This window comes from Thiomicrorhabdus arctica DSM 13458, assembly GCF_000381085.1.
Taxonomy (GTDB): domain Bacteria; phylum Pseudomonadota; class Gammaproteobacteria; order Thiomicrospirales; family Thiomicrospiraceae; genus Thiomicrorhabdus; species Thiomicrorhabdus arctica.
In genome coordinates, this window is sequence record NZ_KB905899.1 from 130,248 (window position 1) to 156,706 (window position 26,459).

A 26,459-nucleotide genomic window follows, 5' to 3' on the forward strand; every position below is an offset into this window, starting at 1 on the left:
CAAAAAAGGATTTAGAGTGGTGAATTTGGGTAAGGTTGCGGTACTCATGGGTGGTAAAGCCGCAGAGCGTGAAGTGTCTTTAAGGAGTGGTCAAGCTGTCACGATTGCTTTGCAATCACAAGGTGTTGATGCAACCGCACTTGATGTGAAAACTCTCGAAGATATTCAATCAGTGGCTAAAGATTACGACCGCGCGTTCATCGCTCTGCACGGCCGTTGGGGTGAAGACGGTGTGGTGCAAGCAATCCTTGAAGACTTGGGGGTTCCTTACACGGGGAGTGGAATGGCCGCCTCAGCGGTGGCGATGGATAAGCTGCGAACTAAGTGGCTGTGGTTAGGTGCAGGTTTACCAACGCCTAAATTTATTTGGGTCTCTGGCTCATTACCTTTAGATATTGATGCTTTTTCGATTCCATTTCCCGTCATTGTTAAGCCTTCGCATGAAGGCTCTAGTATTGGTATGCGGAAAGTGGCCAGTAAGACAGAACTAGTGGATGCTGTGGTTTTTGCACAACAGTATGATTCGGAAATATTGATTGAACAGTGGATTACTGGGCGTGAGTATACTGTCGGCGTACTTAATAACAAGCCTTTACCTTTAATTGAATTAAGAACAACGCACGATTTTTATGATTTTGAAGCGAAATATCAGTCTAATGATACACAATATATCTGTCCATGTGATTTAGACTCTGAGACGCAGCAAAAAATACAATCCTTAGTGTTACAAGCATTTAATGTTCTCGGCGCGAAGGGATGGGGGCGTGTTGATTTGATGTTAGATGAAAGTAATCAACCTTGGTTAATTGAGTTAAATTCAGTGCCCGGTATGACAGATCACAGTTTAGTCCCTATGGCGGCCAGGGCGGCAGGCCTTTCGTTTGAAGAGCTTGTTCTTGACATTTTACAGACATCAAACTGATGCGTCGACTGTTACGAAGTGCGGTATTGCTCTCAATAATAGGTGCTTTGGGTGCTGTCATTTGGGTATTGATGCAAGAAGATTCACCTCTATTTCGGCCCATACAGCAGTATGAATTAGTCTCTGAAATTCAACATGTAAAACCCGCTGAGATAGACGCTGTTATGCAACGTTATTTGGGGCGTTCTTTTTGGGAAGTGGAACTTGAATCGATTCAGTCCGAATTAACACGATTAGATTGGGTCAGCAGTGCTTTAGTCAAACGCAGTTGGCCAGCGCAATTATACGTCAGCATCCAAGAGCAAAAACCTGTAGCTCGTTGGGGAAAGACAGGCTTGGTTAATCAATCAGGCATTGTATTTTATCCAAAGGATTTAGCAGGTTTCAATAACCTGGTAGTATTAGAAGGACAGTTGGCAGATTCTGCAAAAATACTGGTGAGGCTTTCACTGTTTCAAACAGCGTTGAAGTCGATTAAATTTACGATATCTATATTGAGCTTACAGTTAGATGGCACTTGGAAGATTAGTTTGCTGGATGGTTCAAAAATCATTCTTGATAGGAAGGGCGATGATGTTAAATTGGATCAATTTATAAGGGCATATCCTCAGCTCTCAATGGCGTTGAGAAAGTCACCACAGGTGTATGATTTACGCTATAGTAATGGTTTTATTGTAGGGGGACTCTAGGATGTCTCTAGAGTGGAACTACTCGATAAAAATGTATAATGTGTCCCATATGTCGTCCCGGTGGGCAGCGTAGAAATATGAAAAAGGTAAAGCAGAGTATGGCGCGTAAACAACAAGCTTCAAACACCGTAGTCGGGTTAGATATTGGAACCTCAAAAATTGCTGCGATTATTGGAAAAATAAACTCAGATGGTGAAATTGAAGTAGTTGGGATGGGTACACATCCTTCTCGTGGATTAAAGAAAGGTGTTGTCGTCAATATTGATGCGACTGTTGAATCCATTCAACACGCGATTGATGAAGCTGAAAGAATGTCGGGTTATACCGTTGAGTCCGTCTATGTCGGTATTGCCGGGAGTCATATTAAGAGCTTTAACTCTAACGGCATGGTTGCCATTCGTAATCAAGATGTTCAACCTGAAGACATTGAAAGAGTCATGGATGCCGCGCAAACAATTGCTATTCCTGGTGATGAGCGTATTTTACATATTTTGTCACAAGAATATATTATTGATAGCCAAGGCGGTATCCGGGAACCGATTGGTATGTCAGGGGTGCGTTTAGAAGCCAAAGTTCACATGGTGACTGGATCAGTCAGTGCCGCACAAAATATTATAAAATGTGTAGAACGTTGCGGGTTAGGGGTTGCAGATATTATTTTAGAGCAACTCGCATCCAGTGAAGCCGTTTTGTCTGAAGATGAGAAAGAACTGGGTGTCTGCCTGGTGGATATTGGTGGTGGAACTTCGGATATTGCGGTTTTTCATAATGGCGCAATCAGTCATACCGCTGTAATCTCTGTGGCCGGCGATCAAGTGACAAACGACATTGCTGTCGCGTTAAGAACTCCGACACAAGCGGCTGAAGAAATTAAAAAGAAATATGCCTGTGCTTTGCCTCAGTTGATTAGCAAAGATGAAGAGATTGAGGTGCCTAGTGTAGGTGATCGTCCGGCACGCTGTTTGTCCCGCCGTACATTGGTTGAAGTGATTGAGCCAAGATATGAAGAGTTGTTTCAGTTGATTCAAGCTGAGTTACGCAGTGCAGGTTTTGAAGATATTTTAGCCGCTGGTATTGTCCTAACCGGTGGAAGTTCTTTAGTTGAAGGCGCAGTTGAATTGGCTGAAGAGGTCTTTCATATGCCTGTACGTTTGGGATATCCTCATGGTATAAAAGGATTAACAGAAGAAGTGAATAGTCCTTCTTTTGCAACGACGGTTGGTTTATTGATCTACGCTAAAGAGCATGTTGGAGACACCGCTCTTACCGTTCCAGATAAGCGTGAAGCTGTCGATGTCGGTCAAATTTTCGCTAGAATGAAATCTTGGTTTAAGTCTAGTTTTTAAGTTCCTCGAATCCGTGAGTGAGAACAGGTTATCGACTTAAGTACGTCTTAATACGTGATTGGCGTATTAAATAACACTATTTATGTTACTCGGACAGAGTCCATCTGAAAGCTGTGATAAAATACTCGACCTGAATTTTAGTGATAATCCCTTTTTTGGGGTGATAAGAGAAGACGAGTTTCCATTGAATCAAAGAACTGTTGCAAATCCGATTAAAGCCAAGGGTATTGGCCTGCATACTGGCCATGAGTCAGTCATGACTTTACGTCCAGCGCCAGTCAATACAGGGATTGTGTTCCGACGTATCGATCTCCAACCCCCTGTTGAATTTAAAGTTTCGCCAGAAATTGTTGGTGAGACCATGTTATGTACCACCATTATTAGTTTACAGAATGGTGAGAAGGTCAAAATTGCCACCATTGAACATTTGATGTCTGCGATTGCTGGCGTTGGTATTGATAATATGTATATTGATATTACGTCGGATGAAGTGCCTATTATGGATGGAAGTTCTTCTCATTTCATTTTCCTTTTGCAGTCTGCGGGTCTTAAAATCCAAGGTGAGCCAAAAGTTTTTGTTCGGATTTTAAAACCGGTTCGAGTCGAAAATGACAAGGGCGGGTTTGCTGAATTTTTACCTTATGAAGGCTATCGTTTAAACTTCTCAATTGCATTTGAGCACCCAGCATTTCAATCTACAGCCGAAAAGATGACCTTAGAGTTTTCTTCGACTTCTTATTTTAAAGAAGTCAGTCGTGCACGTACCTTTGGATTTATGAAAGATATGGAGATGCTTAGGGCTAAAAATCTAGGTTTAGGTGCAAGTTTAAAAAATGCCATTGGTCTGGATGATGAAGGGGTGATGAATGTGGAAGGCTTGCGTGATAAAGATGAGTTTGTCCGTCACAAGATTCTAGATGCCGTTGGTGACTTGTACATGTTGGGTCATCCTATTGTAGGAGAGTTCACAGCACATAAATCAGGCCACGCATTGAATAATCAATTGTTAAGAGCATTACAGCTACAGCCAGATGCATTTGAGTTGGTAACCTTTAAAGCGGATGGTGCACAACCCGTGAAATATGGCAGTAGTAAAATTTTATTGTAATGATTCCACTTCGTGGAATCGCATTAAACAAAAGCCCCTCTTAGGGGTTTTTTTGTGCTCGTAAGCTGAGGTTTTTCAGAGCATTACTTAAGCCTTCAGACCGGATAGTATTGCCCATGCTCTTCATTTCTTGAGCATCTTCGGTGGAAGGGTAACTGGTGACTTGGCGTACTTTGCGGATTTCTTTCGGTTGAGGCAAAATATTGACCTTAACGCGATTCAATTCCAGATGTGGAAAATGTGTTTGGAAGGTCCCTAATAAATTAGGTTCATGAAATCGTAGTTGTGTGGCCCAAATGCTTTCGTCTAATTGTAGGATCAAGGTCTGTTGATCAAAACTAACCCCTATAAGATGGGGTTTTAAGTCGAGAGGTAAGCCATCCTGCCCAGCATCAAGAAGCGCTTGGAAAAGCTGCGCATCTTGCAATAAATTATTTAGGGCACCATTGGCTTGTTTTAATAGAGGTTTCATGATGCGGTCACTATGAGATGTGTTAGAATGTTCGCATATTTTACCGCATTATTGCGATGATAGTGCGACGATGAGAATTGAATATTAATCACCTGATTATCCATCAACCGACAGTTTAAAATTTTAACCGGAAATACTCTTAATGGCCTTAACAATCTTTCAGAAAATCTTTGGTAGTCGCAACGAGCGTATGCTAAAGCAATACCGCAAAATAGCTCAAAAAATCAATGAATATGAAGCAAGTTTTGCTGAGTTGACCGACGAAGCTTTACAACAAAAAACCACTGAATTTAAAGCGGCAATCGTTGCGGGTAGTTCACTGGATGAGATATTACCTGAGGCTTTCGCAGTTGTACGTGAAGCTGGAAAGCGCGTTTTTGGTATGCGCCATTATGATGTACAGATGATGGGTGGAATGGCGTTGCATGAGGGTCGAATCGCTGAAATGCGCACCGGTGAGGGAAAAACTCTGGTAGCCACATTACCCGTTTACTTAAATGCTTTAACGGGTGAAGGTGTGCATGTTATTACAGTGAATGACTATCTTGCGAAACGTGACTCTGAATGGATGGGGAGACTCTTTGAGTTTTTGGGGTTATCAACAGGTGTCATTCTCAGTGGACAAAGCCAACAAGAGAAGCAGTTAGCATACTCTATGGACGTGACATACGGGACGAATAATGAATTCGGTTTTGATTATTTACGCGATAATATGGCCATTTTTTCAGCAGAAAAAGTCATGCGTGGGCAAAATTTTGCAGTAATTGATGAGGTCGATTCCATCCTGATTGATGAAGCTCGTACGCCATTGATTATCTCTGGTCCTGCTGAAGATAAAGCGGAGCTTTACCGAAAAATTAATCCGCTCATTCAACACCTTGAACAGGGCGTTGAGGATGAAGAAACTAAGGATTCGAGCGGTGATTTCACCATTGATGTTAAGTCGAAACAGATTCACCTGACTGATCAAGGTCATGCTAAGGTCGAAGAGTTATTGGTTGAAGAAGATATTTTGAATGCAGATGAAAGTCTGTATGACGCTGTTAATATTGGGCTAATGATTCATGTTAATGCGGCCTTAAGAGCGAACTTATTATTTGAAAAAGACCGTGATTATATTGTTGAAGACAATGAAGTTGTTATTATTGATGAATTCACGGGCCGCAAAATGTCAGGCCGTCGATGGAGTGAAGGTCTGCATCAAGCGATTGAAGCTAAAGAAGATGTTGCGATTCAACAAGAAAGCCAAACATTTGCATCTATTACCTTTCAAAATTATTTTAGGCAGTATCACAAGTTAGCCGGAATGACCGGTACAGCCGATACTGAAGCGGGTGAGTTTTTATCAACTTATAACCTTGAAGTGGTTGTAATACCTCCGAATAAAATGCCACAGAGAAAAGATTTAGCCGATTTAGTTTATTTGGATATGGAAGGTAAATTTGCAGCAATTGTAAATGATATTCGTACCATCACTGCTACACAACAGCCTATATTAGTGGGGACAGCTTCGATTGAAATGTCTGAACTTTTATCGAGATTGTTGACTGATTCAGAGATTAAACACAGTGTTTTAAATGCAAAACATCATGAAAACGAAGCCCACATTGTTGCCAATGCGGGTCAACCTGGTGCCGTGACGATTGCAACGAATATGGCTGGTCGTGGTACCGATATCGTTTTAGGTGGCAGTCTAGAAATTGAAATGGAAGCGTTAGGTGAATTAACGGATGAGCAGAAAGCTGACGTTACTCAAGCTTGGCAAGCAAGGCATGATGCCGTACTCAGTTATGGCGGTTTAATGGTCATTGGTTCTGAACGTCATGAGTCCCGTCGTATCGATAATCAGTTACGTGGTCGTTCCGGTCGTCAAGGCGATGCGGGTGTCACTCGTTTTTATCTTTCATTGGATGATGATTTAATGCGTCGCTTTGCATCCGATAAGGTCAAATCGATGATGAAGCGTTTAGGAATGAGTTCAGAAGAAGCCATTGAACACACCATGGTCAGTAAATCCATTCAACGTGCACAAAAACAAGTCGAACGTTTACACCAGGATGAACGTGCCAACCTGTTGAAATTTGATGATATATCCAATGAACAACGAAAGGTTGTATACGCACAGCGTAATGAACTAATGGAAGCTGATGATGTGACCGATGTGTTAGATGATCTGCGTGAGCAAATTGTCGAAAAATTGGTTGCTAATTACGTTCCCAAAGGTTCTTTAGATGAACAGTGGGATATTCCAGGGCTTCAACGTGCGATTCATGAAGAGTTAGGCGCAGAATTCGATATACAGTCCTGGTTGGATGCGGATAAAGACCTATATGAGGAGACTTTGGTCACCAAGCTACTCTCTGAATTGGAAGATATTTATAAAACTAAAATGGCGGTGGTTGATCCGAAAACACGTCATCATTTTGAAAAAGAAGTGCTATTACGCACGATTGATAAACAATGGCGTGAGCATCTCTCTGAAATGGATTATCTACGTAAAGGCATTCATTTACGAGGCTATGCACAAAAAGATCCATTCCAAGAATATCGCCGTGAATCACGAGGTATGTTCACGAACTTCTTGCAAGAAGTGATGTTTGAAACGGTTAAGGTCTTATCTTTGGTGCAGATAGAAGGCGCGAAAGATGTTGAAGAGTTTGATGAACAAAATGCCGCTAATCGTCCTCAGCATTTAGATGCTTCTCATCCTGCGGCGGCCAGTATTTCGGATGCAATGCATGAATCTAGTCTAGAAACTTCTGAAAAAATTATGGATAATGGTGGGGAAGAAGCGGAAGGTACCTTTAAACGAGAGACTCCGAAGGTGGGTCGTAATGATCCATGTCCTTGTGGCTCGGGTAAAAAATACAAACAGTGTTGTGGTAAATTAAGCTAACTTAAGCTTAAATCACAAAGCAGTCATTTAAAAACCCACCATTTGGTGGGTTTTTGGTTTAGGGTAAATATTTTAATGAGCACCCATCGTGTAATGGTTACACGAGTTTAAGGAAAAATTATGACCAATTTATGTCCAATTATGCATCCTGTCGCTGGCGTCTATCTAGGTAGTTGTGCAGCAAAAATTAAAAAGAACGGTAATCCTGATTTAGTCATTATGGAACTGACAGAAGGTGCTTTAACGGTTGCTAGTTTTACCTTGAATGCATTTTGTGCCGCACCCGTCACTTTAGCGAAAGAGCATTTAAAGTCGCATTCACCACGTGCTTTACTGATTAACAGTGGTAATGCTAACGCTGGAACGGGTGCTCAAGGTATGGCTGATGCACGACAGAGCTGTGCCTGGGTGGCCGCCGAGTTAGGGTGCCTACCTGAACAGGTTTTGCCGTTTTCTACAGGAGTGATTGGCCAGAACTTACCCATGGAAAAATTACACGAGGGAATTCCACAAGCGTTAGCGAATTTGTCAATTACAGGTTGGGAAGAGGCTTGCAAGGGAATTATGACAACGGACTTGGTGCCTAAAGCCATTAGCCGTGAAGTTAAGGTGGATGGTCACAGTGTTATGATTACTGGTATCTCAAAAGGTTCTGGAATGATTCACCCTAATATGGCGACCATGCTTGGTTTTGTCGCTACGGATGCTAAGATTAACCAGGCCTGTTTGCAACAAGCCTTGACGGACTCGGTTAATCTTTCCTTCAATCGAATTACGGTGGATGGTGATACTTCAACCAATGATGCATGTACTTTGACGGCGACTCAAAAAGCCGATATGCCAACCATTGATGAAGTAAATTCTAATGCCTATGCCGATTTTTCTAACGCCATTAATGACGTGATGATTGAATTGGCGCAGATGATTATTCGTGATGGGGAAGGGGCAACCAAGTTTGTAACCGTAGCCGTTGAAGGTGGGAAAAGCACTGAAGAGTGTTTAAAGGTTGCACATGCCGTTGCACTTTCTCCACTCGTAAAGACGGCCTTGTTTGCATCTGATCCCAACTGGGGACGTATTTTAGCGGCGGTAGGCCGTTCCGGGGTTGATAAGTTGGATGTGAATACCCTGAAAATCTATTTAGGGGATGTTTGTATTGTAGAAAATGGTGGCAAAGCCCTAAGTTATACTGAGGAAGCTGGTCAAGCAGTGATGAATGAAACGGATATCACGATTTTAATTCAGCTGAATAGGGGGTCGGTCAATGAGACTGTGTGGACAACAGATTTTTCTTATGATTATGTCAAAATTAATGCTGAATATCGTAGTTAAATAATTTAACCTTTAAGTGGTTACGACCTTTATAGGCCATAAAAAAGCCCATTGAATTCTAATTCAATGGGCTTTTTGTTTTTCAGTGTGATGCTTGAATTCTTAAAGTGAGTCGATTTCAAAGCTGGTTTTAGGGCATTGAAACAATCTTTGCTAAGACATCGCAAAGTATTTTATTTTCAACATCAGTGCCAATAGTTATGCGTAGATACTGGTCAATGCGAGGCTTATTAAAATAGCGCACAATGATGGACTGTTCACGTAAGGCAGAAGCCAGTTGTTCTGCGGGGAAGTTGGGATGGGTGGCGAAGATAAAATTTGCAGCAGAAGGAATAACCAGAAAGCCTAATTGCTGCAGGGTGGTTATCAATTCCTCACGAGTTGTTATAATCTTTTGGCACGACGATACAAAATAGGCCTGGTCTTCAAAAGATGCTTTAGCGCCATAGATCGCAAGACGCCCTAATGGATAAGAGTTAAAGCTGTTTTTAACACGCTCTAAGGCTTCAATTAAGGGTGCTTGACCTATGGCAAGACCAACCCTAATTCCGGCGAGAGAGCGAGATTTAGAGAGGGTTTGTGTGACCAGTAGATTGGGATAACGATTAACTAAGCTGATGGCCGTCTCTCCACCAAAATCAATATAGGCTTCATCCACTAGAATCAGGCTGTTTACATGGTTTTGTAGTAGTTTTTCAATGGCATTCAGTGGCAATAAACGTCCGGTAGGTGCATTGGGATTAGGGAAGATAATCGCACCGCAATCAACAGAGTAGTCCTTAATGTCAATTTCAAATGTATCGGTTAATGGAATGGTTTGGTACTCAATTTCATAGAGTCCACAGTACACAGGATAAAAGCTATAGGTAATGTCAGGGAAAAGCAGTGGTTTATCCTGTTTTAAAAGCGCTTGAAAAGCGTGCGCCAACACTTCATCAGAGCCATTGCCGACAAACACTTGATTTGGCTCGACATGATAATAATCAGCAATTGCCTGCTTGAGGACTTCTGCGTTGGGATCCGGGTAGAGTTTTAAGCATTCTCCCGTTTCATCTCTAATGGCCTGTAAAGCTTTAGGTGACGGCGGATAAGGATTTTCGTTGGTATTAAGCTTAATTAAGTTGTCCACTTTAGGCTGTTCCCCTGGAATGTAAGGGGTTAAGGTGTGAACAAGTTGACTCCAGAATTGGCTCATATGTGAATCCGTATATTGAATGATAATGTTAGAGTTTAGGCTAGGGTCTTAATTTGAAATAGCCTATAAGCCGTTCGACATGAAAACGAAGTCGTTGCGGTTAATATAATCCATATTTTACCGTAAAATGACCAGGCCTGGTGAGTTTGCAGACCCATTACAGACGTTTACAGAACCCCGTTTTCAGAGCGCTATTTTAGCGAGTATTTGAGTAAAGGAATAGAAAAATGGCTTATACAGAAATTGTAATTGGTATTTTAAAACGAGGGAATATGGTTTGTTTGAGTTTGAGACAATCTTCGCAAACCATGGCAGGACTTTGGGAGTTTCCAGGAGGCAAGGTCGAAGCGGAAGAGTCGCTAGAAAATGCCCTAAAGCGTGAGTTTCTAGAAGAGTTAGCGGTTGAAACCACCGATTGGCAACCTTTAATGACTGTTCCCTGGACTTACCCAACCGTTACCGTGCGGTTAAATGTGTACGTCACAGAAACATTTACGGGTGAACCTCGTGGCAATGAGGGGCAGAAAGTTGCCTGGGTCTCTATTTTAGACTTGGCCACAATGTCATTTCCAGAAGCCAATAGAGGGATTATTACCGCACTGCTATTAGCCGATAAGTATATGATTTCAGGTGACTTTGAAGGTCAAGAGGACGCTCTGCAACGTTTACAAATTTCGCTTGAGAACGGTATTCGTTTATGTCAGTTACGGGCAAAAAATTTGTCGGAAGACGCATTGTTGTCTTTAGCGAGCAAAGCAATCAAATTGGCGCATGACTATCAGGCTAAAATTTTATTAAATGGTCGTCCGCAACTATTGTCATTACTGCCCGATGCAGATGGGATGCAACTCGCTTCGAATGTCATTTACGATTATCAATCACGACCGATTGCGAAAGATAAGTTGCTTGGTGTATCAACACATACGTTGGAAGACATTGAACAGGCATTGAAAATTGAAGCGGATTTTATACTGCTCTCTCCCATCCAAGAAACATCCTCCCACCCAGATGTACCAGGACTAGGTTGGTCAGCGTTTTCTGATGTCGTTAAAACCCTACCAATCCCAGTGTTTGCTTTAGGAGGTATGCAACCTAAAAATGTTGAACAGGCCCAAAAACTAGGTGGACAAGGCATCGCAGCGATTTCAGGACTTTGGCCTAGTTCGACATTTATTTGAGCGGCGACAGTTTCATTAAGAAGTTACCAAGACACTTCGTTTTGTAATGACCAGGCCTGGTTAAAATAATTTAACTTTCATCAAATAACCTGCGATTTGTCATGTTGACTGGCGGCGATGCTTATTGGTCTATCATGACGGATTGTCGTGTGTCGTAAACCCCTGCATAATCTGTTGCACCTGATGTTGTAGTTTTTCAAGATGACCGTCATTATGAATGATTCGATCTGCAACGGCTAAGCGTTGTGCTCGAGTGGCTTGTACTGCGATGATTTTTTTAATCTGAGCGGCTGTGCTTTGATCTCTATGGCATGCCCGCAGGATTTGTTGTTCTTGTGGGCTATCAATCACCCAAATTTCATCAATGTATTCCGGCTTACGTCCCTGCTTTTGTATGCCTTCTACCAAGAGTGGAATGGCGACGAGTACCAATGGCAAGGGGATAGATAGGTATGATTCATTAACGAGGCAAGCGATTTGTGATTCGGTTTCGGCTTGAATCAGTGGATGTAAAATAGCTTCTAACTGCTCTTTGGCTGTAGGATCATTAAAAATAAGTTCACGCAGATGCATGCGGTTAAGGGTACCATCTTCTTGGAGAATGCTTTCACCAAATAGTTGACTGACGAGGTGTAGACCTTTTGAACCTGGTCGTACTACAAGGCGTGCAATTAGATCGGTATCAACCGTTGGAATGCCATAGTTTGCAAACAGTTGGCTGAGTGTGCTTTTACCGGAGCCAATGCCACCCGTCAACCCTATAATTTTAGGACGAGGGGGGCATCGTTGACTCTTCTGAGACGGTAAAGTTTGCTTAACCATGTTTAGGAAGGGTTGGAGTGATATTGGGCTTACCCAAAAGATAGCCTTGTAGGTGGGTTGCACCTGCTTCTTGCGCATTGTCATACATTTCTTGGTCTTCAATACCTTCCATCACTAAATCGTAACCAGAACGTAAAACCATTTCTGCTGTGGATTTAATAATATTTTTGGTTTTATGGTCTGCTTTGAGGGCGTGAGTCATGCTCATATCAAACTTTATGATATCTACAGGCATGTGTGCCAAATAGCGAATAGAGGAGTAACCACTGCCAAAATCATCTAATGCGATTAAAAAACCTTGTTGTCGAAGTTCATTAAGCACGGTTTGTGCGTATTCCATATGGTCAATTAAAATATTTTCGGTGACCTCTATCACCACCTTAAAGGACTTTAAATAAGGGATAAAATCTGCAAAAAGCGAGGTGAAACCGGGTTGTAAAAGCGTTTTACCTGAAATGTTAATGGCAACACCTGTCTCTTTCGGTAGTTTTCCGGCAATGACCATTCTTAAAATGGCCTGAATGACTTGAGTATCCAGCTCGACTTCTAGGCGGCGGCGTTGAACAACTGCGAAAATATCATTTGGATAAATTAATTTGTTGTTATTTTGAATGCGGATAAGGGATTCAAAGTAAACCGCGCCTGTTTTTATTGACTGAATGGGTTGAAAATGCATTTCGATGTTTTCACCGGTATGGATTGCATTGACGACTGTGTTAACGGTCTCATTAGAGACCAGTGCATGAGCTTGTGACTCTAGTTGGTGGTGATAACACTGCACTTTGTCTTGGTGAGACTGTTTCGCTTTATACATAGCGATATCCGCTTGACGAGGTAAGCTGGCAATGTCATTCGTAAAATCAGTAGATTCACCAGGTGAGACATAACTTATGCCGACACTAAAAGAGAGCTTTTCTTTAATGCCAATAGAACTAAAATTATAATTTCTTAAAGCGTGTAAACATTTTTCAGCTACAGCAATGATCTGTTCGATGTTTTTATTCTGGAGTATGACAGCAAATTCATCACCACCAATTCTGTAGGGAGGACAATCCATCGGTAAGGCTTGTTGAATGGTTAAGGCACAGGTGCGAATAACCTTATCCCCGATTTCATGACCATAAGTATCATTTAGTGCTTTGAAGAAATCGCAGTCAAACAGCATAAAACCGGTGGAGACCTTGTCATGAGGTAAATTCATTAAAAGTTCATTCCAAGCTTCATCGAAAGCTCTACGGTTATAGATATTGGTCAAAACATCACGCCGCGCTTGGTCCCATACGGTTTGGTTTTGATTGTCGAGTGCTTGCTGAGTGACCTGCAGATCACGATGATAGTTGTGTATAGAGGCTTGTAATTCTTGAAACTCTCTAAGATAAAACGTCTTTTGAGGTAATTGTTGCGGCTCTTTTGGATTTATTTTGAGGCGATTCAGATATTGAGAAATGATTTCTAACGGGTGGTAAAACAATTTATTAAATATCATTGAGAGTAATATGCTAGTGACCAACAATAGAATAATGAGTTGTAATATAAACTTTTGAATGAGCTGCCATAAATAATCGGTCACGGGATTGGCAATAGGTTGATATCTGACCTGCTCCATTATTTGGCTTAACGGTATGTCACCCTTGCCACTAAATGATAAGGTTCTTTTATCGACATGATAGAAGGTGTTTTCGTCTTGTAAGTAAGGTAGTAAATCAAGGGAAACCCCAATGTAGCCTAAAATCTGTTCGGTACTCCTCGAATAAATAGGTTCGAAGAGGTTTAGATGTGTTTCTCTGTTTTTTGTCAAAACAATGGTCGGCGTTAAAGAACGAATGGTTAAAGGCAGCGTTTTATGTGAGATTTTTTCAAGAGATGAGGGGGCTAGTAATGTCTTTTGACGGTTATAGATCTCAACCTGATCGTAATGCTTGTTGAAATATTGGCTCTCTTTAAGACGGTCGTCGTGCCAATAAAAATAATAGCTGGAATCTTCGAGTTGTTGATGGACTTCATCCCACTCGCTTAGTGCTTTCAGAGAGTGGCGAAGTTCACTTAACGTTTTTTTAAAAATAGCCGTCATCTCTTTTTTGGCTTCCACTTGCGCTTGTTTATGCACAGTTTGTTGGATTTTTTGACCTTCATTGTAAAGAGACCAGTTAAGAAACAGCAGCAGCACTAAACCTGTAAACAAAAAGCTTAGAAAATAAACCTTAAGAGGTTGAATAAGAAAGTTTTTGGTACCAAGGGCCATTTAGGGGGTCTCTACTCTAAAGATTTTGCATGATTTGAATCAGAACATCATGTAAATCAAACTCATGTTCACTGGAAAAAAAGTGGTTAGCACCGCCAATTGTCGTTAGGTGTGTCCCTGTTTTATCTAACGCATTCAACCAGTCATTGCCGACGGTTTGGTAACGTTTGTCTAATTCTCCCATAATGGTATAGCTTGGAATGGTCAAGTTTTTAAGTGAATCAAGAATGTATGGACGGTTAAGTTTTAGATAGGAGAGAAAACTCTTTGGCGTTGCATAGTAATTACCTTTACAGAATAAAAAACTGTAATTGTAGAGTTGATTACGGTGTTCTTTGAGTGCTTGTTGGGCAAAGTGGACTTCATTTGGTTGGATACCGACCTCTTCGCCTGTTAAATAAAACAGGCTGGTGAATATAGCGGCTTTAATACCGAGATCGTGGTGATTATTTAAAAGTTCAATCAGCTCTTGGCTACCACTGGAATGTCCCAGCAGGACAATTTTTTGATAGCCTTTATCGTGTAGATATTGAATCCACTCAGTCATCTCAATGACATCTCTTTCTAATGTATGGGTGTGAATAGAATTGCATTTAAGAGGATTTTGGCGTTGCGGGATGTTTAGCGTCAGTGTCGGCGTTAAGGTTGTATAACCTTCACTTTGTAACGCTTGAGCCATTGCCAGGACAGTATGAAATCGATTGGTAGTTAGAAACCCGTGTAGGATTAATACAGCTGTTTTATCGGCATCTCCTTCAACAAATTCGGCATCAGCCTTGATATTAAGGGCTGAAATCGTATGGACAACATTGCCGGCTTTAGCTTGGAAGGTCGCGACTAATAGAAAGAGCGCAATATAAGGGAGTTGTTTTGTGAACCAATGTAACTTCATATATTCCTTGTAATACAGCCGTGTATTAGTTGACATAGACTTGTAGGTTAGCAAAAAATAGAACGCGGGTAAACTCAAGCAATTCTTGCTACTCCATTAAAGCACACTCAGAGTAGAGTAGGGTTCATCATTTAATGTTTTCACCCAAAAGTATAAACAGGTAATATAGTGTCTTAATAAAAACAGATAAATAACTTTAAAGAAGTGATGGTATGTGCGGAATTTGTGGTGAAATCTATTGGAATGGTCAGCGAGCAGACATCTCACGCTTAAAACCCATGTTAGAGCAGATGGTAAAGCGTGGGCCAGACGATGAAGGTGTATGGATTAGAGATCAGGTTGGACTCGGTCACCGTCGATTATCTATTATAGATTTATCGGATGCAGGCCATCAACCCATGCAGGATCAAGAGTTCACTTTGGTCTTTAATGGCTGTATCTATAACTACCAGAGCCTAACGGTGGAATTAGAAGCATTAGGGCATAAGTTCGTAACCCATTCTGATACAGAGGTCATTCTTAAAGCCTACCGTCAATGGGGGTTGGAGTGTGTACAGCATTTTGAGGGCATGTTTGCATTTGCTATTTGGGATGATGATCAACAGCAGTTATTGTTGGCAAGAGACCGAATGGGGATTAAGCCGCTTTATTATGCGCCTGTCGAGGGTGGGATGCGTTTTGCCTCAAATACCCAGGCATTATTGACCCGTGATGATATAGATACAACCATTGATCCAGTTGGTCTGCATCACCAGCTCACATTACATGCTGTGATTCCAGCACCTCATACCATTTTAAAAGGCATTAAAAAACTTGAACCCGGCCATTGGATGATTGTGAATCCAGACGGCCAGATGTACAAAAAACGTTTTTGGCACTTGGAGGCACAACGTCTGACTGAGATACATGGCAAGCCAGCACCTCAAAGTGACCAGGCCTGGATAGACTTGATTCATAATGATTTAAAAGAGGCGGTACATAAACGTTTGACAGCGGCAGACGTTCCTGTAGGTGTGTTGCTTTCTGGCGGTTTAGATTCCAGTTTATTAGTGGCCATGCTGCATGAAGCGGGCGTTAAGGATATCAAAACCTTCTCGATTGGTTTTGAAGATGCACCCGAAGAAAAAGGTAACGAATTTGAGTTTTCAGATTTGGTCGTAGAGCGTTACAAAACAGATCATCAACAGTATTTGATTCCAAATGCGGATGTTTTACCAAGACTGCATGAAGCCGTTGAAGCTATGTCCGAACCGATGGTAGGCCAAGATGCGGTTGCGTTCTACCTTTTGTCAGAAAAAGTCTCTGAAAAAGTGAAGGTGGTAATGTCTGGTCAAGGTGCGGATGAGGTATTTGGTGGCTATTCATGGTACCCAAAAATGTACCAGGCTGGGAGTAACATCGATTTAAGCAAACCGCAGGATGCAGTGAATGCGTTTGCACCACACTATTTTGACCGATCTCACCAAGAATGGCTTGAGGTCGTGAATCCAGAATATCATATTGAGGACGTCACCTCTATTTTGATTGGTGATCAGTTAACAGACCCCGGAGCCGATACGTTTTTAGATCAAGTATTACGTTTGGATGTCACAACTTTGATTGTTGATGATCCTGTGAAACGAGTGGATAATATGACAATGGCTTGGGGGTTAGAAGCGCGAGTGCCTTTTTTAGACCATAAGTTAGTGGAAACAGCGATGGCGGCCCCAATAGAGTTAAAAGTTAAGAGTGATGGTAAGCATATCTTGAAAGAGATTGCGCGTGGACTCGTGCCTGATGAAATTATCGATCGTCCTAAGGTGGCGTTTCCAATGCCAGCATTAAAATATGTACGTGGCGAATTTTTTGAGTACATGAAAACCTTATTAACATCTCCCCAAGCTAAAAAACGCGGAATTTTTAACCAACATAAATTACAACAGCTGTTAGAAAATCCGGAGGCTCCGCAAAGTTTTACGGCTATTCAAGGCAGTAAATTGTGGCATGCTGCCTTATTAGAATTTTGGTTGCAAAAGCATGTGGATAAAAGCATTTAATGGGTGTGCTCATAAAATACTATGAACTCAAGCTATAACCTAGTAAAATAGTCGGAAATTAAAGATGAGGATAAATTAATGGAAAATCAAGATCCAGTAGCACAAGAGACTTTAGAGCGAATTCACAGTCAAGTAACAAGTAACCCTGTCGTCCTGTATATGAAAGGCACCCCACAAATGCCATCTTGTGGCTTTTCTAGTCGTACTGCGCAAGCTTTGGCAGAGACTGGAGAGAAGTTTGCTTTTGTCAATATTTTGGCTGATGCAACCATTTTTGAACATTTACCTAAGTATCAAGATTGGCCAACCTTTCCGCAGCTTTACATCGGTGGCGAATTACAAGGTGGTTGTGACATTACTTTAGAGTTAGCGGAATCAGGTGAATTAAAGAAAATGATGGCAGATGCCATCGCTAAAAACGAAGCATCATAAACCTGATGATATGAGCGAATACTAGAGGTTGGTATTCGTTCTGAACCTATACTTTTAAATGAAAAGGCACCTTCGGGTGCCTTTTTTATGACGTTAACTTCTATGCGCTTAAGTTTAGGAGATTCTAAACCAGAATACATTCAAAATGGGGGCTTTAAAATGACCAGGCCTGGTCATTTTTGATAGGATAAGAGTGTCTAATATTCAGGTTTGGTTAATGGGCGTTGATTAACGATGGTACAAAACAGATCGGCTGTTTTTTCTGTATCATAAACGGCCGAGTGTGCTTGGCTATTATCCCACTCTAAACCTGCTGCCTGTACGGACTTGGCCAAAACTGTTTCCCCATAAACCAAGCCAGCCATTGACACTGTGTCAAAGGTGCTGAAGTCATGAAAAGGGGATTTTATGTGGCATCGGGCAGCCGCTTTTTGCACAAAGTTTAGATCAAAAAATGCATTATGGCCGACTAAAATTGCTCGTGAACACCCTTGAAGTTTAAGCTGGTGATTAATGGGCTTGAAAAGAGCTGTTAAAGCTTCTTTTTCACAAATGGCTTCTCTAAAAGGATGGAAAGGGTCTTCCATGCCAATAAATTTTAGAGCACTTTGTTCAATGTTAGCCCCTTTGAACGGCAAGATATTTTTATCAAATGTTGTGCCACGGACAAGATGTCCGGCCGCATTCATTTGTAACATAACGACGGCCATTTCTAATAAAGCATCCGTTTCACAATTAAATCCGGCAGTTTCAACATCAATCACTACGGGTAAGAAACCGCGAAAACGGTCTTTAATTTGGGTAATTTTTTTCATGTATTCGCTTTCGCTGTTAGGTCACAGCACTTTTATGAGGACTTTAGAGAGTCTTTGAAGATTATAGAGGGATTGCTTTTCTGAGGGTAACGCGGAAACAGACTCCAGCCCAAAACCATGCTCAATAAACCAATGGTGTGTATGTGTGGTCAGAAGAAATAAACGATTAAGTCCTAGCGTGAGGGCCTTTTTTTCAACCGCTTTTAGGAGCTCAGTACCGAGCTCCTGTCCTTGATAACTTTCGTGGACAGCCAAGCAAGCTAGCTCTCCCGTTTGACCCGCAATTGGATACAGTGCAGCGCAACCAATAATATGTTGATCTCTTTCCACTAAAATAAAGTTTTCAATTTCCAGCTCAAGTCGCTCTCTAGAACGTTTAACAAGTACGCCTTGTTCTTCCAGTGGTGAAATCAGGTCTAGGATACCACCGACATCCTCAATCGTTGCTGGACGAAGTTGATGATAACGATCACTAAAAATAAGGGTTCCAACACCATCAAGAGAAAATAACTCAAGTAGTAATGCACCGGGATTTTCTTGTTCCATAATGTGAACGCGCTTAACCGTATGGTTAGTTTTTGCAAGTTGCTGTAGAAAACGCACTTGTTCCGGATCGCTAGAGTCTTGAATTATATGGTCTAACTCGGGAATGCTCAACTGTTTGGGTAAGTCTTGCAATTGTTGAGGGTTTGCAAAGATCATTAGCTTATCCGCTTGAATAGCATTGGCGACTTCACAAGCTTGCTCAAGTGTATTAAGGTTGAAGACTTCACCCGTTAATGAATAAGCGAGGGGCGTTAAAAGTGCAATCTGTCCCGCATCGAGTGAACCTGATATGGCGGTATGGTTAATCTTTCTAAGCTTCCCGGTGTATTGAAAATCAATGCCGTTGATAACACCGATCGGTTGGGCAATAACCCAATTACCCGATATCAAGGTTAACGGGTTTGCTTGCATGCAGGTGGCCTGGCTGAAAACAGCTTCTAGTTGGCTACGAACGATCCCAATTGTTTGCTGAAAAATTGGTAAAATTTCTAAGGTAGTGATTCTGAATTGTTGTTGATGTTGCCAAGGGATATTTTGTTTTTCTAAGGCAGCATTAATTTGTGGCGTTGCACCCATGACTAAGACAATCTTTAAGCCAAGATTATGCAATAAGCCAACGTCTTGAGATAATTGTTTTAATGTATCAGGCGCTTGCATTAACTCGCCCGGTAAATAAACGACACAGGTCTTCCCACGGTGCTGTTCGATATACCGAGAAGATTGTCTTAATGTATTAATGAAATCTAATTCAGATTGCTTCATGAATGTGCGAAAATAGGTTAATAATTTTATAAGTATAAACAGTCTGTCGGTGAAAGTCTAAATACTCAGTACTTTACGGCCAGACTAAATTTAAATGAACCGACTCAAAGGAGTTTTTAATGCCTGTATATCGTTCTAAAACCAGTACCCATGGTCGTAATATGGCGGGTGCTCGCGCCTTGTGGAGAGCCACAGGCATGGAAACCGGTGATTTTGGCAAGCCTATTATTGCCATTGCTAACTCTTTTACACAGTTTGTACCAGGACATGTTCATTTAAAGGATATGGGGCAATTAGTCGCCAGGGTTATTGAACAGGCTGGTGGCGTTGCCAAGGAGTTCAACACGATCGCAGTCGATGATGGAATTGCAATGGGTCATGATGGCATGTTGTACTCACTGCCTTCTCGCGATTTAATTGCCGATTCCGTTGAATATATGGTGAATGCACATTGTGCTGATGCCCTAGTTTGTATCTCAAACTGCGATAAAATTACTCCCGGCATGATGATGGCTGCGATGCGCTTAAATATTCCAACCATTTTTGTCACCGGTGGCCCGATGGAGTCGGGTAAAACTGTTCTTGGCGGTATTGGTATTAAACTGGATTTGGTTGATGCAATGGTTATGGCAGCCGATGATAGTGTTTCAGATTCCGATGTGGAGGATGTTGAAGTATCAGCATGTCCAACATGTGGTTCTTGTTCCGGGATGTTCACAGCGAATTCGATGAACTGTTTAGCAGAAGCTTTAGGGATTGCTTTGCCAGGTAATGGTACAACTTTAGCGACTCACTCGGATCGCAGACACCTATTTGAAGAAGCAGGTCGTCGTATCGTTGAGATTGCCAAAAAGCACTATGATGAAGATGATTATTCTGTATTACCACGTTCAATCGCGACCTTTGAGGCATTTGAAAATGCAATGACTTTGGACGTTGCAATGGGTGGTTCAACTAATACAGTATTGCATCTGTTAGCAATCGCAAAAGAAGCTGAAGTCAATTTCACCATGGCGGATATGGATCATATCTCTCGCAGAGTGCCTTGCTTAGTCAAGGTCGCTCCTAACTCAAAGCAATTTCATATGGAAGATGTGCATCGAGCCGGTGGCATTATGCGAATCTTAGGTGAATTGGATCGAGGTGGATTGATTAAGCGCGACGTTCCCACTGTTCATGCTTCTTCCATGGGAGCGGCGCTGGACCTTTGGGATATTCGTCGTACCGATGATGACGCAATTGACACTTTCTTTAGAGCGGCACCAGGAAATGTGCGAACTACAGAAGCCTTTAGTCAAAGCAAGCGTTGGAAAACAGTAGATGATGATCCGATTAACGGGTGTGTTCGTGATATGGAGCATGCTTACACTAAAGAGGGTGGTTTAGCGGTTCTTTACGGTAACATTGCTCTGGACGGTTGTATTGTTAAGACGGCTGGTGTGGATGAATCTATCTTTAAATTTACTGGGCCTGCACGTATATTTGAAAGTCAGGATTCCGCTGTTGCGGCCATCCTTGCTAATGAAATTAGTGAAGGGGATGTTTTAATTATTCGTTATGAAGGGCCGAAAGGTGGACCTGGAATGCAAGAGATGCTCTACCCAACGAGCTATCTAAAGTCTAAGGGCTTGGGTAAGGCATGTGCTTTATTAACGGATGGTCGCTTTTCTGGAGGGACGTCTGGTCTTTCTATTGGTCATGCATCACCAGAAGCAGCGGAAGGTGGTAATATTGGATTGATCAATGAGGGGGACGCGATTGAAATTGATATTCCTAATCGTACGATTAAAGCCTTGTTAACAGATGAAGTTTTTGCTGAACGTCGCCAAGCGATGGTCTCTAAAGGTCGTAACGCTTGGAAGCCATTGGAAGTGCGCCCTCGCAAAATCAGCGCCGCTTTACGTGCTTATGCAGCAATGACAACCAGTGCGGCTTTTGGTGCCGTAAGGGATGTTGAACAGATTGAACACCGATAATTAACGGAGAGTACACATGTTTGTAGATAAATTAACGCAAGAACAGCGCCAGGTCGTGTTTGATTTAGCCGCAAATTTAGCCGCGGCGGATGATGAGATTTCTGAGGAAGAGATTCAATACTTGCAAGACTTTAGTTCGGCTTATGGTATCCATTATGATTTAGATAAAGCGGATATTGATATTGATGCCTTATTGCAGGTTATGAATACAAGACAGTCTAAAATAATTACTTTGCAAGAGTTAATTAAAATCTCTTATAAAGACGGTCACTTTGGCGAGGAAGAGCAAGAGAAAGTTTTCTTAATCGCTCAGAAGCTTGGATTGAATAATCCAGAATTTATGCTACGTCTTGAAAAATGGGTCCGTCAAGGGTTTGATTGGGTCTACGAAGGTGAACAGATGGTAGAAGGACTGTAATTGACGTTAAGACATGAGTGAGCTTGTGTTGAATGGATTAAACGCGGTGACTCTTCAATAGACGATTCCAATAACCAATAAAAAACCAGCCGATCGGCTGGTTTTTTTATATCTGTGTTTCGGCTGATTTATTAGATGACATAACTTTTAGGGTTATTTCATGTTTTGCAAGAAGGAAGTGTTGGTCTTTTACGTGATTAACCTATAGGTGTGGGGATACATGGCTTTGTTGATGTATTACATCAATTGTCTATCAAAAAAGGCGTTTTAGGGAGCTTAGATCTTGGACAGGATCGGATGCTTAGTTGAAACCGTGAAAATTATCCTCTGAAAAAGGGGGGGTAAATCACAGGCATAAAAAAACCCAGCATAGCTGGGTTTTTAAGGGCAACCGAGAAAGTATTATTCGCGGTAACCAGGTCCATTAATTTTTAAGCCATTTGAAACGTAGGCTTCAAAGAACTCTAGATTACGGTACTCTTCACTTTGTGCTTTAAAAGGCTTAGCACGCATGTTTTTGTGACAGCCACCATAACGACGGTGCAACGTACCAAGATTTTGCCATTTAGCTCGGAACACAGGAAAGTGTGTCGTGTGCCCCAGGATTGGCGAAAGCAGGTTTGAACGCGCCTTGCGGCCTGCATTATAAGTGTGACATTTCGCACAAGACAGGTTCAATTGACCCGTTGGCTTAATGTAGATATTACGACCTGCTTCATAAGCTGCACGAGCTCCATCAGTATCGATTTTAACGTTAATTTTCTGACCACGAGCATTGTATGCAAGATAAGCACTTACTTGAGCTAAAGCACCTTTTTTCCACTTGTAAGCTTTTAAACCAGCGTCTGTGCGACAGCTGTTAATTGCACCTTCAAGCGTTACGACTTGTTGTGTTTTTTCATCAAAGTACGGATACTTTGGACGAATCGCGGATACGTCCGTTCCAAAACACTTTTCGTAAGTAGCGATGTCTTTATTGTAATGGGCTTCACCCGCATCAATAGCATCTAAATATGGAGGGAATTCTTCAGCGGCTTCCCATTGTTGCATTTTGTCTGCTGAATAAATGTATGCACCGTTAACATATTCGTCAACAGCAATTTTTGGATTTTTTGCCTGAAAGTAATCAACCAGTTGTTGGCGATCAGTTTCTGGATCCATAGCAGTTGCCAGTGTCGAAGTGGCGGCTACTGTTACACCTAGTGATAAGGCTATGAGTAATGTCTTTTTCATTCCAATCCTCCGTCCGAGAGCTCTGTATATTTCAAATTATTATTATTATTTTTATTTTTAATATTTTTGATATTTTTTGGTACCAGTTATGAAACTGATACCAAATATTCACTTAATTACTTTAACTTAAGTGAATGAGTACCTTTCTCACCAGTGTTATCTGAAAGAGAGATAGCAATTTCATCACCAGAGTTAGCTTTAACTTTAACAGCAACATATGGGTTAGCCGAAACTGCACCAGACCACTGAGCATCAATCGCTTTTACACCGTTGACAGTGACTTCAACCGTATTGATGAATTTAGCTGGAAATGGCTTACCAGTTTTCTTATCCATACGAACACCTGATTCCATTGGATGCTTGATTAACGCTTTAATTTCTGCAACGCCACCAGTTGATTTACCACGCATTCTGATTTTAATAGACATGTAATTTCCTTTTTCTAATTCTTTAATTGTCGTGTATTTCAATAAACTTTAAAACAATGTTTAAAGAAAATTAACCACCACAACCACCGATTGTTACTTTAACTTCTTGCTCAGCTTTTAGTAATTTACCACCAGCTTTAACAATTGCGATAACATTCATGGTTTGACCCATTTTGATACGAGTAGAGACATAACCTACAGCCGAAGCAGCAAAAGTATATTCGCATACCAAAGGAATTGGGTTTTTGCTTGCAAGGATCGCGATAGATTCAACACCATCAATTCCAGATGCATCAACTGTTACAGGTGTTACTGCGCCGTTTTCTGCGATAGCAGGGGCTTTAAGTTGGATGTCGCCAGAAGCAGTCGCATTGCTAGAACCGTAAAATGCAGAGAGTGCATCGTCAGCTGTTTTAGCAGTGAATGCTTTTTTGTTCCAATCAGCTAATACTGTGCTTGGTGTTAAAAGACCAGCGTTTACAGCAACAGCTGCAGCACCAGTAGCTAGTGTACCTTTAAGAAAAGATCTACGTTTCATAAGTTTTTAAACTCCCAATTAAGGTTTGAAAAGATTACAGAGTATAAATGTAATCAACAATTTTATGGATTTCACTATCAGTTAGGATGCCATTTTGTCCAAAAGGAGGCATCATACTGTTAGGAACCGTCTGAGATTCAGGCGTACCCCAAACTTTGTCGAACAGCTTTTGCTTATCTGGGAAACGCAATTTCATTGCGATAATCGCTGGGCCAATATTACCTGGCATAGCGCCGTCAGCTACCATGTGGCAAGCTAGACAGTTACCCTTAGATCGGCTAAAAGCAAGCTTTTTACCCTCGTCAATTGCAGATGCAGCTTTTTCAGCTGCTTGCACAGTTGCTGGAACTGTAAGTACTGCTGTTGAAAGGGCTAAAGCTGTCAACAGTTGTTTCATTTTAGAATTCATCATTCCTCTCCTCCTAAGATGTCTTTCGACGTTCCCATTATATGTTGGGATTTTTATTTGAACAATCGTTTGTTCTTAGGAATGATAGCTTACTGCCTTGGACGATAAACGCAAGGCTTTTGCCTATGATTACCTATAGTATTATTTAATACCTAGCTTGCTAGATTTTATGACAGGTTACTGTTCAGGCCTTTTTGTGTCTTTTTTCAACAGGTTGGCGTATTTATTTGAAAAAATAAAAATCTTATGTTCTAAAATAAAATTTGTACCGTTTATATTTTGTTCAGCTTTTTTTAACAGATACTCACTTCTTTCTGTATTACCGATGTTCAATTGAGCAACAGCTTGGAAATAATACGCTTCCGCATTTTTCTGCTGTGATGCGTATATTTCAGACAGTTTTTGGTTTACTTGATATTGGTATTTTTGGTTCTCATTTCTCGATTCTAGAGTTTGTTGCGCCAACTCTACTTTATCAAGGCTTATGAGTAAATCTGCATATCGTAGTAGCCCTGAGACATCGTTGGGATGAAGTGCTTGCTGATACTCTGCATATTTTAATACTCGATTTAAAAGTTCCTTATTTTTGTGTTGGTCCTTTACGATGGATTCCATCATTAAATTAGAATACAGAATCTGTTGGGGATTATCTTTCATGAGTTGCCATAAACATGTTCTGCTTTTATTCATTTTTTCATCATTAGTTGGACTGTTCATATTGATTAAATTAAGCTGATAACAATTTTCTGCAGCGGATTGATTTTCTGAGAAAAACAGGTTGTGGCTGTCTCGTTGTAAATTGGCTTGATTTAAGCGAAGTTTTATTAAATTTAAGCTATTGTCGGGCTCTCTGGCTTTAAGAGGTGGCATCGTTTGAGCTCGGTTTTCAGCCTCAGCAAGTCGGTGCCCAGTAACGGGGTGTGATCGAAGAATCTCAGGCAACGAAGATGAATTATTCTGACCTGCTTTTGATAATCGTGCAAAAAATTGTCCCATAGCATAGGGATCATAGTTTGCCTTTTGGAGGAATTCAATACCTTTAAAATCGGCCTCTGATTCGTGCATACGGGAGTTTTTGAGTTGTTGTTCCATGTTATAGCCCATACCACCCATTAACGCCGCCATACCAGCATTGGTATCTTGCATTCCAATTAAAATAGCCGCGAGCATGGTTGCAATGCTGGCGATATTGCCTTGGTTAGACTGGTACTCATAACGCCGTGAAAGGTGTCTCTGCGTAACATGAGCAATTTCATGGGCGATCACGGAGGCGAGTTCATCTTCGCTTTGGACTGCTTGAATCAGCCCTGTATGTATGCCAATAACCCCATCTGGACCTGCAAAGGCATTGATTGAATCATTATTGATCACATAAAATCTAAAGTTACGATGATTGCCCGTTTGACTGGCAATTTTATGTCCGATTTTGCGCACGAAACTGACGACTTCTGGGTCATAATTTAATGAATAATCTGTGTGCAGGGAAGTTGTGAATGCACGCCCGAGTTGTTCTTCCGTTTGCTGATCATACTCAATCAAATCTGGCGCACCAAGATCCGGAAGTTCCGCTGAGTGCACTGATAAAGAACTGGCCTGAAATAGAAGAAAGGCCAGAATGTGCTTGATCATCAATCGTCGGTATTGCATGGGCTAATCCGTTTATAACTCGTTATGAATCATTTGTTGCTATGCGGTGTGTCTATCTGTTTTACTTAGGGTTGCAAATGTCAATAACGGTCCTGTTTTGTGGTCGTGAGGTAGGGCTAGCTTTA

Annotated in this window: 23 protein-coding genes; 11 read left to right on the plus strand and 12 right to left on the minus strand. The window is 41.4% G+C overall.

Going from position 1 to position 26,459, the window contains the following annotated elements; translation table 11 throughout:
* Positions 1-16: 16 nt before the first annotated feature.
* The 4 genes from F612_RS0100555 (at position 17) to lpxC (ending at position 4,065) form a co-directional block, all read left to right on the plus strand.
* Positions 17-922: a D-alanine--D-alanine ligase gene (locus tag F612_RS0100555; protein WP_019555789.1), complete on the plus strand. Its 906-nt coding sequence runs from the start codon at positions 17-19 to the stop codon at positions 920-922.
* Entirely contained in the window at positions 922-1,611 is a 690-nt protein-coding gene (locus F612_RS0100560) for a cell division protein FtsQ/DivIB (RefSeq protein ID WP_019555790.1), read from the plus strand. Before F612_RS0100555 ends, F612_RS0100560 begins: the two co-directional genes overlap by 1 nt.
* Positions 1,612-1,709: 98 nt before the next feature.
* Entirely contained in the window at positions 1,710-2,957 is a 1,248-nt protein-coding gene (ftsA, locus tag F612_RS0100565) for a cell division protein FtsA (RefSeq protein ID WP_019555791.1), read from the plus strand.
* Between the two features lie 184 nt (positions 2,958-3,141).
* A complete protein-coding gene (gene lpxC, locus F612_RS0100570) occupies positions 3,142-4,065 on the plus strand; it encodes a UDP-3-O-acyl-N-acetylglucosamine deacetylase (RefSeq protein WP_026329538.1) in 924 nt (307 codons plus the stop codon).
* A 40-nt stretch (positions 4,066-4,105) separates the two neighbouring features.
* Here lpxC and F612_RS0100575 read toward each other — a convergent pair whose 3' ends face one another.
* Positions 4,106-4,537 carry a DciA family protein gene (locus F612_RS0100575; RefSeq protein ID WP_019555793.1) on the minus strand — a complete coding sequence of 144 codons (432 nt, stop codon included), beginning with the start codon at positions 4,535-4,537 and terminating at the stop codon, positions 4,106-4,108.
* A gap of 142 nt (positions 4,538-4,679) precedes the next feature.
* On the opposite strand from F612_RS0100575, the gene secA reads away from it, so the two are divergent.
* Positions 4,680-7,433 (plus strand): preprotein translocase subunit SecA, encoded by a 2,754-nt coding sequence (gene secA, locus F612_RS0100580; protein ID WP_019555794.1) that lies wholly within the window; start codon positions 4,680-4,682, stop codon positions 7,431-7,433.
* Between the two features lie 120 nt (positions 7,434-7,553).
* Positions 7,554-8,765 (plus strand): bifunctional glutamate N-acetyltransferase/amino-acid acetyltransferase ArgJ, encoded by a 1,212-nt coding sequence (gene argJ / locus F612_RS0100585; RefSeq protein ID WP_019555795.1) that lies wholly within the window; start codon positions 7,554-7,556, stop codon positions 8,763-8,765.
* 130 nt (positions 8,766-8,895) lie between these two features.
* Here the strand turns inward: argJ and hisC are convergent, their stop codons facing one another.
* Positions 8,896-9,960 carry a histidinol-phosphate transaminase gene (hisC, locus tag F612_RS0100590; RefSeq protein ID WP_019555796.1) on the minus strand — a complete coding sequence of 355 codons (1,065 nt, stop codon included), beginning with the start codon at positions 9,958-9,960 and terminating at the stop codon, positions 8,896-8,898.
* Positions 9,961-10,187: 227 nt separating this feature from the next.
* Here hisC and F612_RS0100595 point away from each other — a divergent pair, with 227 nt between their 5' ends.
* Positions 10,188-11,138, plus strand: a complete 951-nt coding sequence (locus F612_RS0100595; protein ID WP_019555797.1) for a Nudix family hydrolase — start codon at positions 10,188-10,190, stop codon at positions 11,136-11,138.
* A gap of 132 nt (positions 11,139-11,270) precedes the next feature.
* Here F612_RS0100595 and coaE read toward each other — a convergent pair whose 3' ends face one another.
* From coaE to F612_RS0100610, 3 genes are read right to left on the minus strand one after another with little or no spacing between them, the layout of a single operon-like run.
* Complete coding sequence (gene coaE / locus F612_RS0100600) at positions 11,271-11,960, minus strand: dephospho-CoA kinase (protein ID WP_019555798.1); 690 nt, start codon at positions 11,958-11,960, stop codon at positions 11,271-11,273.
* A complete protein-coding gene (locus F612_RS0100605; protein ID WP_019555799.1) occupies positions 11,953-14,202 on the minus strand; it encodes an EAL domain-containing protein in 2,250 nt (749 codons plus the stop codon). Before F612_RS0100605 ends, coaE begins: the two co-directional genes overlap by 8 nt.
* 16 nt (positions 14,203-14,218) lie before the next feature.
* The gene (locus tag F612_RS0100610) at positions 14,219-15,094 is read right to left on the minus strand and encodes a DUF1749 domain-containing protein (protein WP_019555800.1); all 876 of its coding nucleotides are present in this window, start codon (positions 15,092-15,094) and stop codon (positions 14,219-14,221) included.
* Positions 15,095-15,306: 212 nt separating this feature from the next.
* Here F612_RS0100610 and F612_RS0100615 point away from each other — a divergent pair, with 212 nt between their 5' ends.
* Complete coding sequence (locus F612_RS0100615) at positions 15,307-17,130, plus strand: N-acetylglutaminylglutamine amidotransferase (RefSeq protein ID WP_019555801.1); 1,824 nt, start codon at positions 15,307-15,309, stop codon at positions 17,128-17,130.
* Between the two features lie 78 nt (positions 17,131-17,208).
* The gene (grxD, locus tag F612_RS0100620) at positions 17,209-17,562 is read left to right on the plus strand and encodes a Grx4 family monothiol glutaredoxin (RefSeq protein ID WP_019555802.1); all 354 of its coding nucleotides are present in this window, start codon (positions 17,209-17,211) and stop codon (positions 17,560-17,562) included.
* A 197-nt stretch (positions 17,563-17,759) separates the two neighbouring features.
* Here grxD and rnt read toward each other — a convergent pair whose 3' ends face one another.
* Both rnt and argA read right to left on the minus strand, forming a co-directional pair.
* On the minus strand, positions 17,760-18,377 hold the full coding sequence (gene rnt / locus F612_RS0100625) for a ribonuclease T (RefSeq protein WP_019555803.1): 618 nt from the start codon (positions 18,375-18,377) through the stop codon (positions 17,760-17,762).
* Positions 18,378-18,398: 21 nt separating this feature from the next.
* Entirely contained in the window at positions 18,399-19,685 is a 1,287-nt protein-coding gene (argA, locus tag F612_RS0100630) for an amino-acid N-acetyltransferase (protein WP_019555804.1), read from the minus strand.
* Positions 19,686-19,804: 119 nt separating this feature from the next.
* On the opposite strand from argA, the gene ilvD reads away from it, so the two are divergent.
* Positions 19,805-21,661: a dihydroxy-acid dehydratase gene (gene ilvD / locus F612_RS0100635; protein ID WP_019555805.1), complete on the plus strand. Its 1,857-nt coding sequence runs from the start codon at positions 19,805-19,807 to the stop codon at positions 21,659-21,661.
* 16 nt (positions 21,662-21,677) lie between these two features.
* Positions 21,678-22,079, plus strand: coding sequence for a hypothetical protein (locus F612_RS0100640; protein ID WP_019555806.1), 402 nt, complete (start codon positions 21,678-21,680; stop codon positions 22,077-22,079).
* Between the two features lie 402 nt (positions 22,080-22,481).
* Here the strand turns inward: F612_RS0100640 and soxA are convergent, their stop codons facing one another.
* The 5 genes from soxA to F612_RS11865 form a co-directional block, all read right to left on the minus strand.
* Complete coding sequence (gene soxA, locus F612_RS0100645; protein ID WP_019555807.1) at positions 22,482-23,312, minus strand: sulfur oxidation c-type cytochrome SoxA; 831 nt, start codon at positions 23,310-23,312, stop codon at positions 22,482-22,484.
* Positions 23,313-23,428: 116 nt separating this feature from the next.
* The gene (gene soxZ / locus F612_RS0100650) at positions 23,429-23,740 is read right to left on the minus strand and encodes a thiosulfate oxidation carrier complex protein SoxZ (protein WP_019555808.1); all 312 of its coding nucleotides are present in this window, start codon (positions 23,738-23,740) and stop codon (positions 23,429-23,431) included.
* Positions 23,741-23,810: 70 nt separating this feature from the next.
* Positions 23,811-24,278, minus strand: coding sequence for a thiosulfate oxidation carrier protein SoxY (gene soxY, locus F612_RS0100655; protein WP_019555809.1), 468 nt, complete (start codon positions 24,276-24,278; stop codon positions 23,811-23,813).
* Positions 24,279-24,312: 34 nt separating this feature from the next.
* Complete coding sequence (gene soxX, locus F612_RS0100660) at positions 24,313-24,690, minus strand: sulfur oxidation c-type cytochrome SoxX (protein WP_019555810.1); 378 nt, start codon at positions 24,688-24,690, stop codon at positions 24,313-24,315.
* 174 nt (positions 24,691-24,864) lie between these two features.
* Complete coding sequence (locus F612_RS11865; protein WP_019555811.1) at positions 24,865-26,334, minus strand: M48 family metalloprotease; 1,470 nt, start codon at positions 26,332-26,334, stop codon at positions 24,865-24,867.
* Positions 26,335-26,459 lie beyond the last annotated feature (125 nt).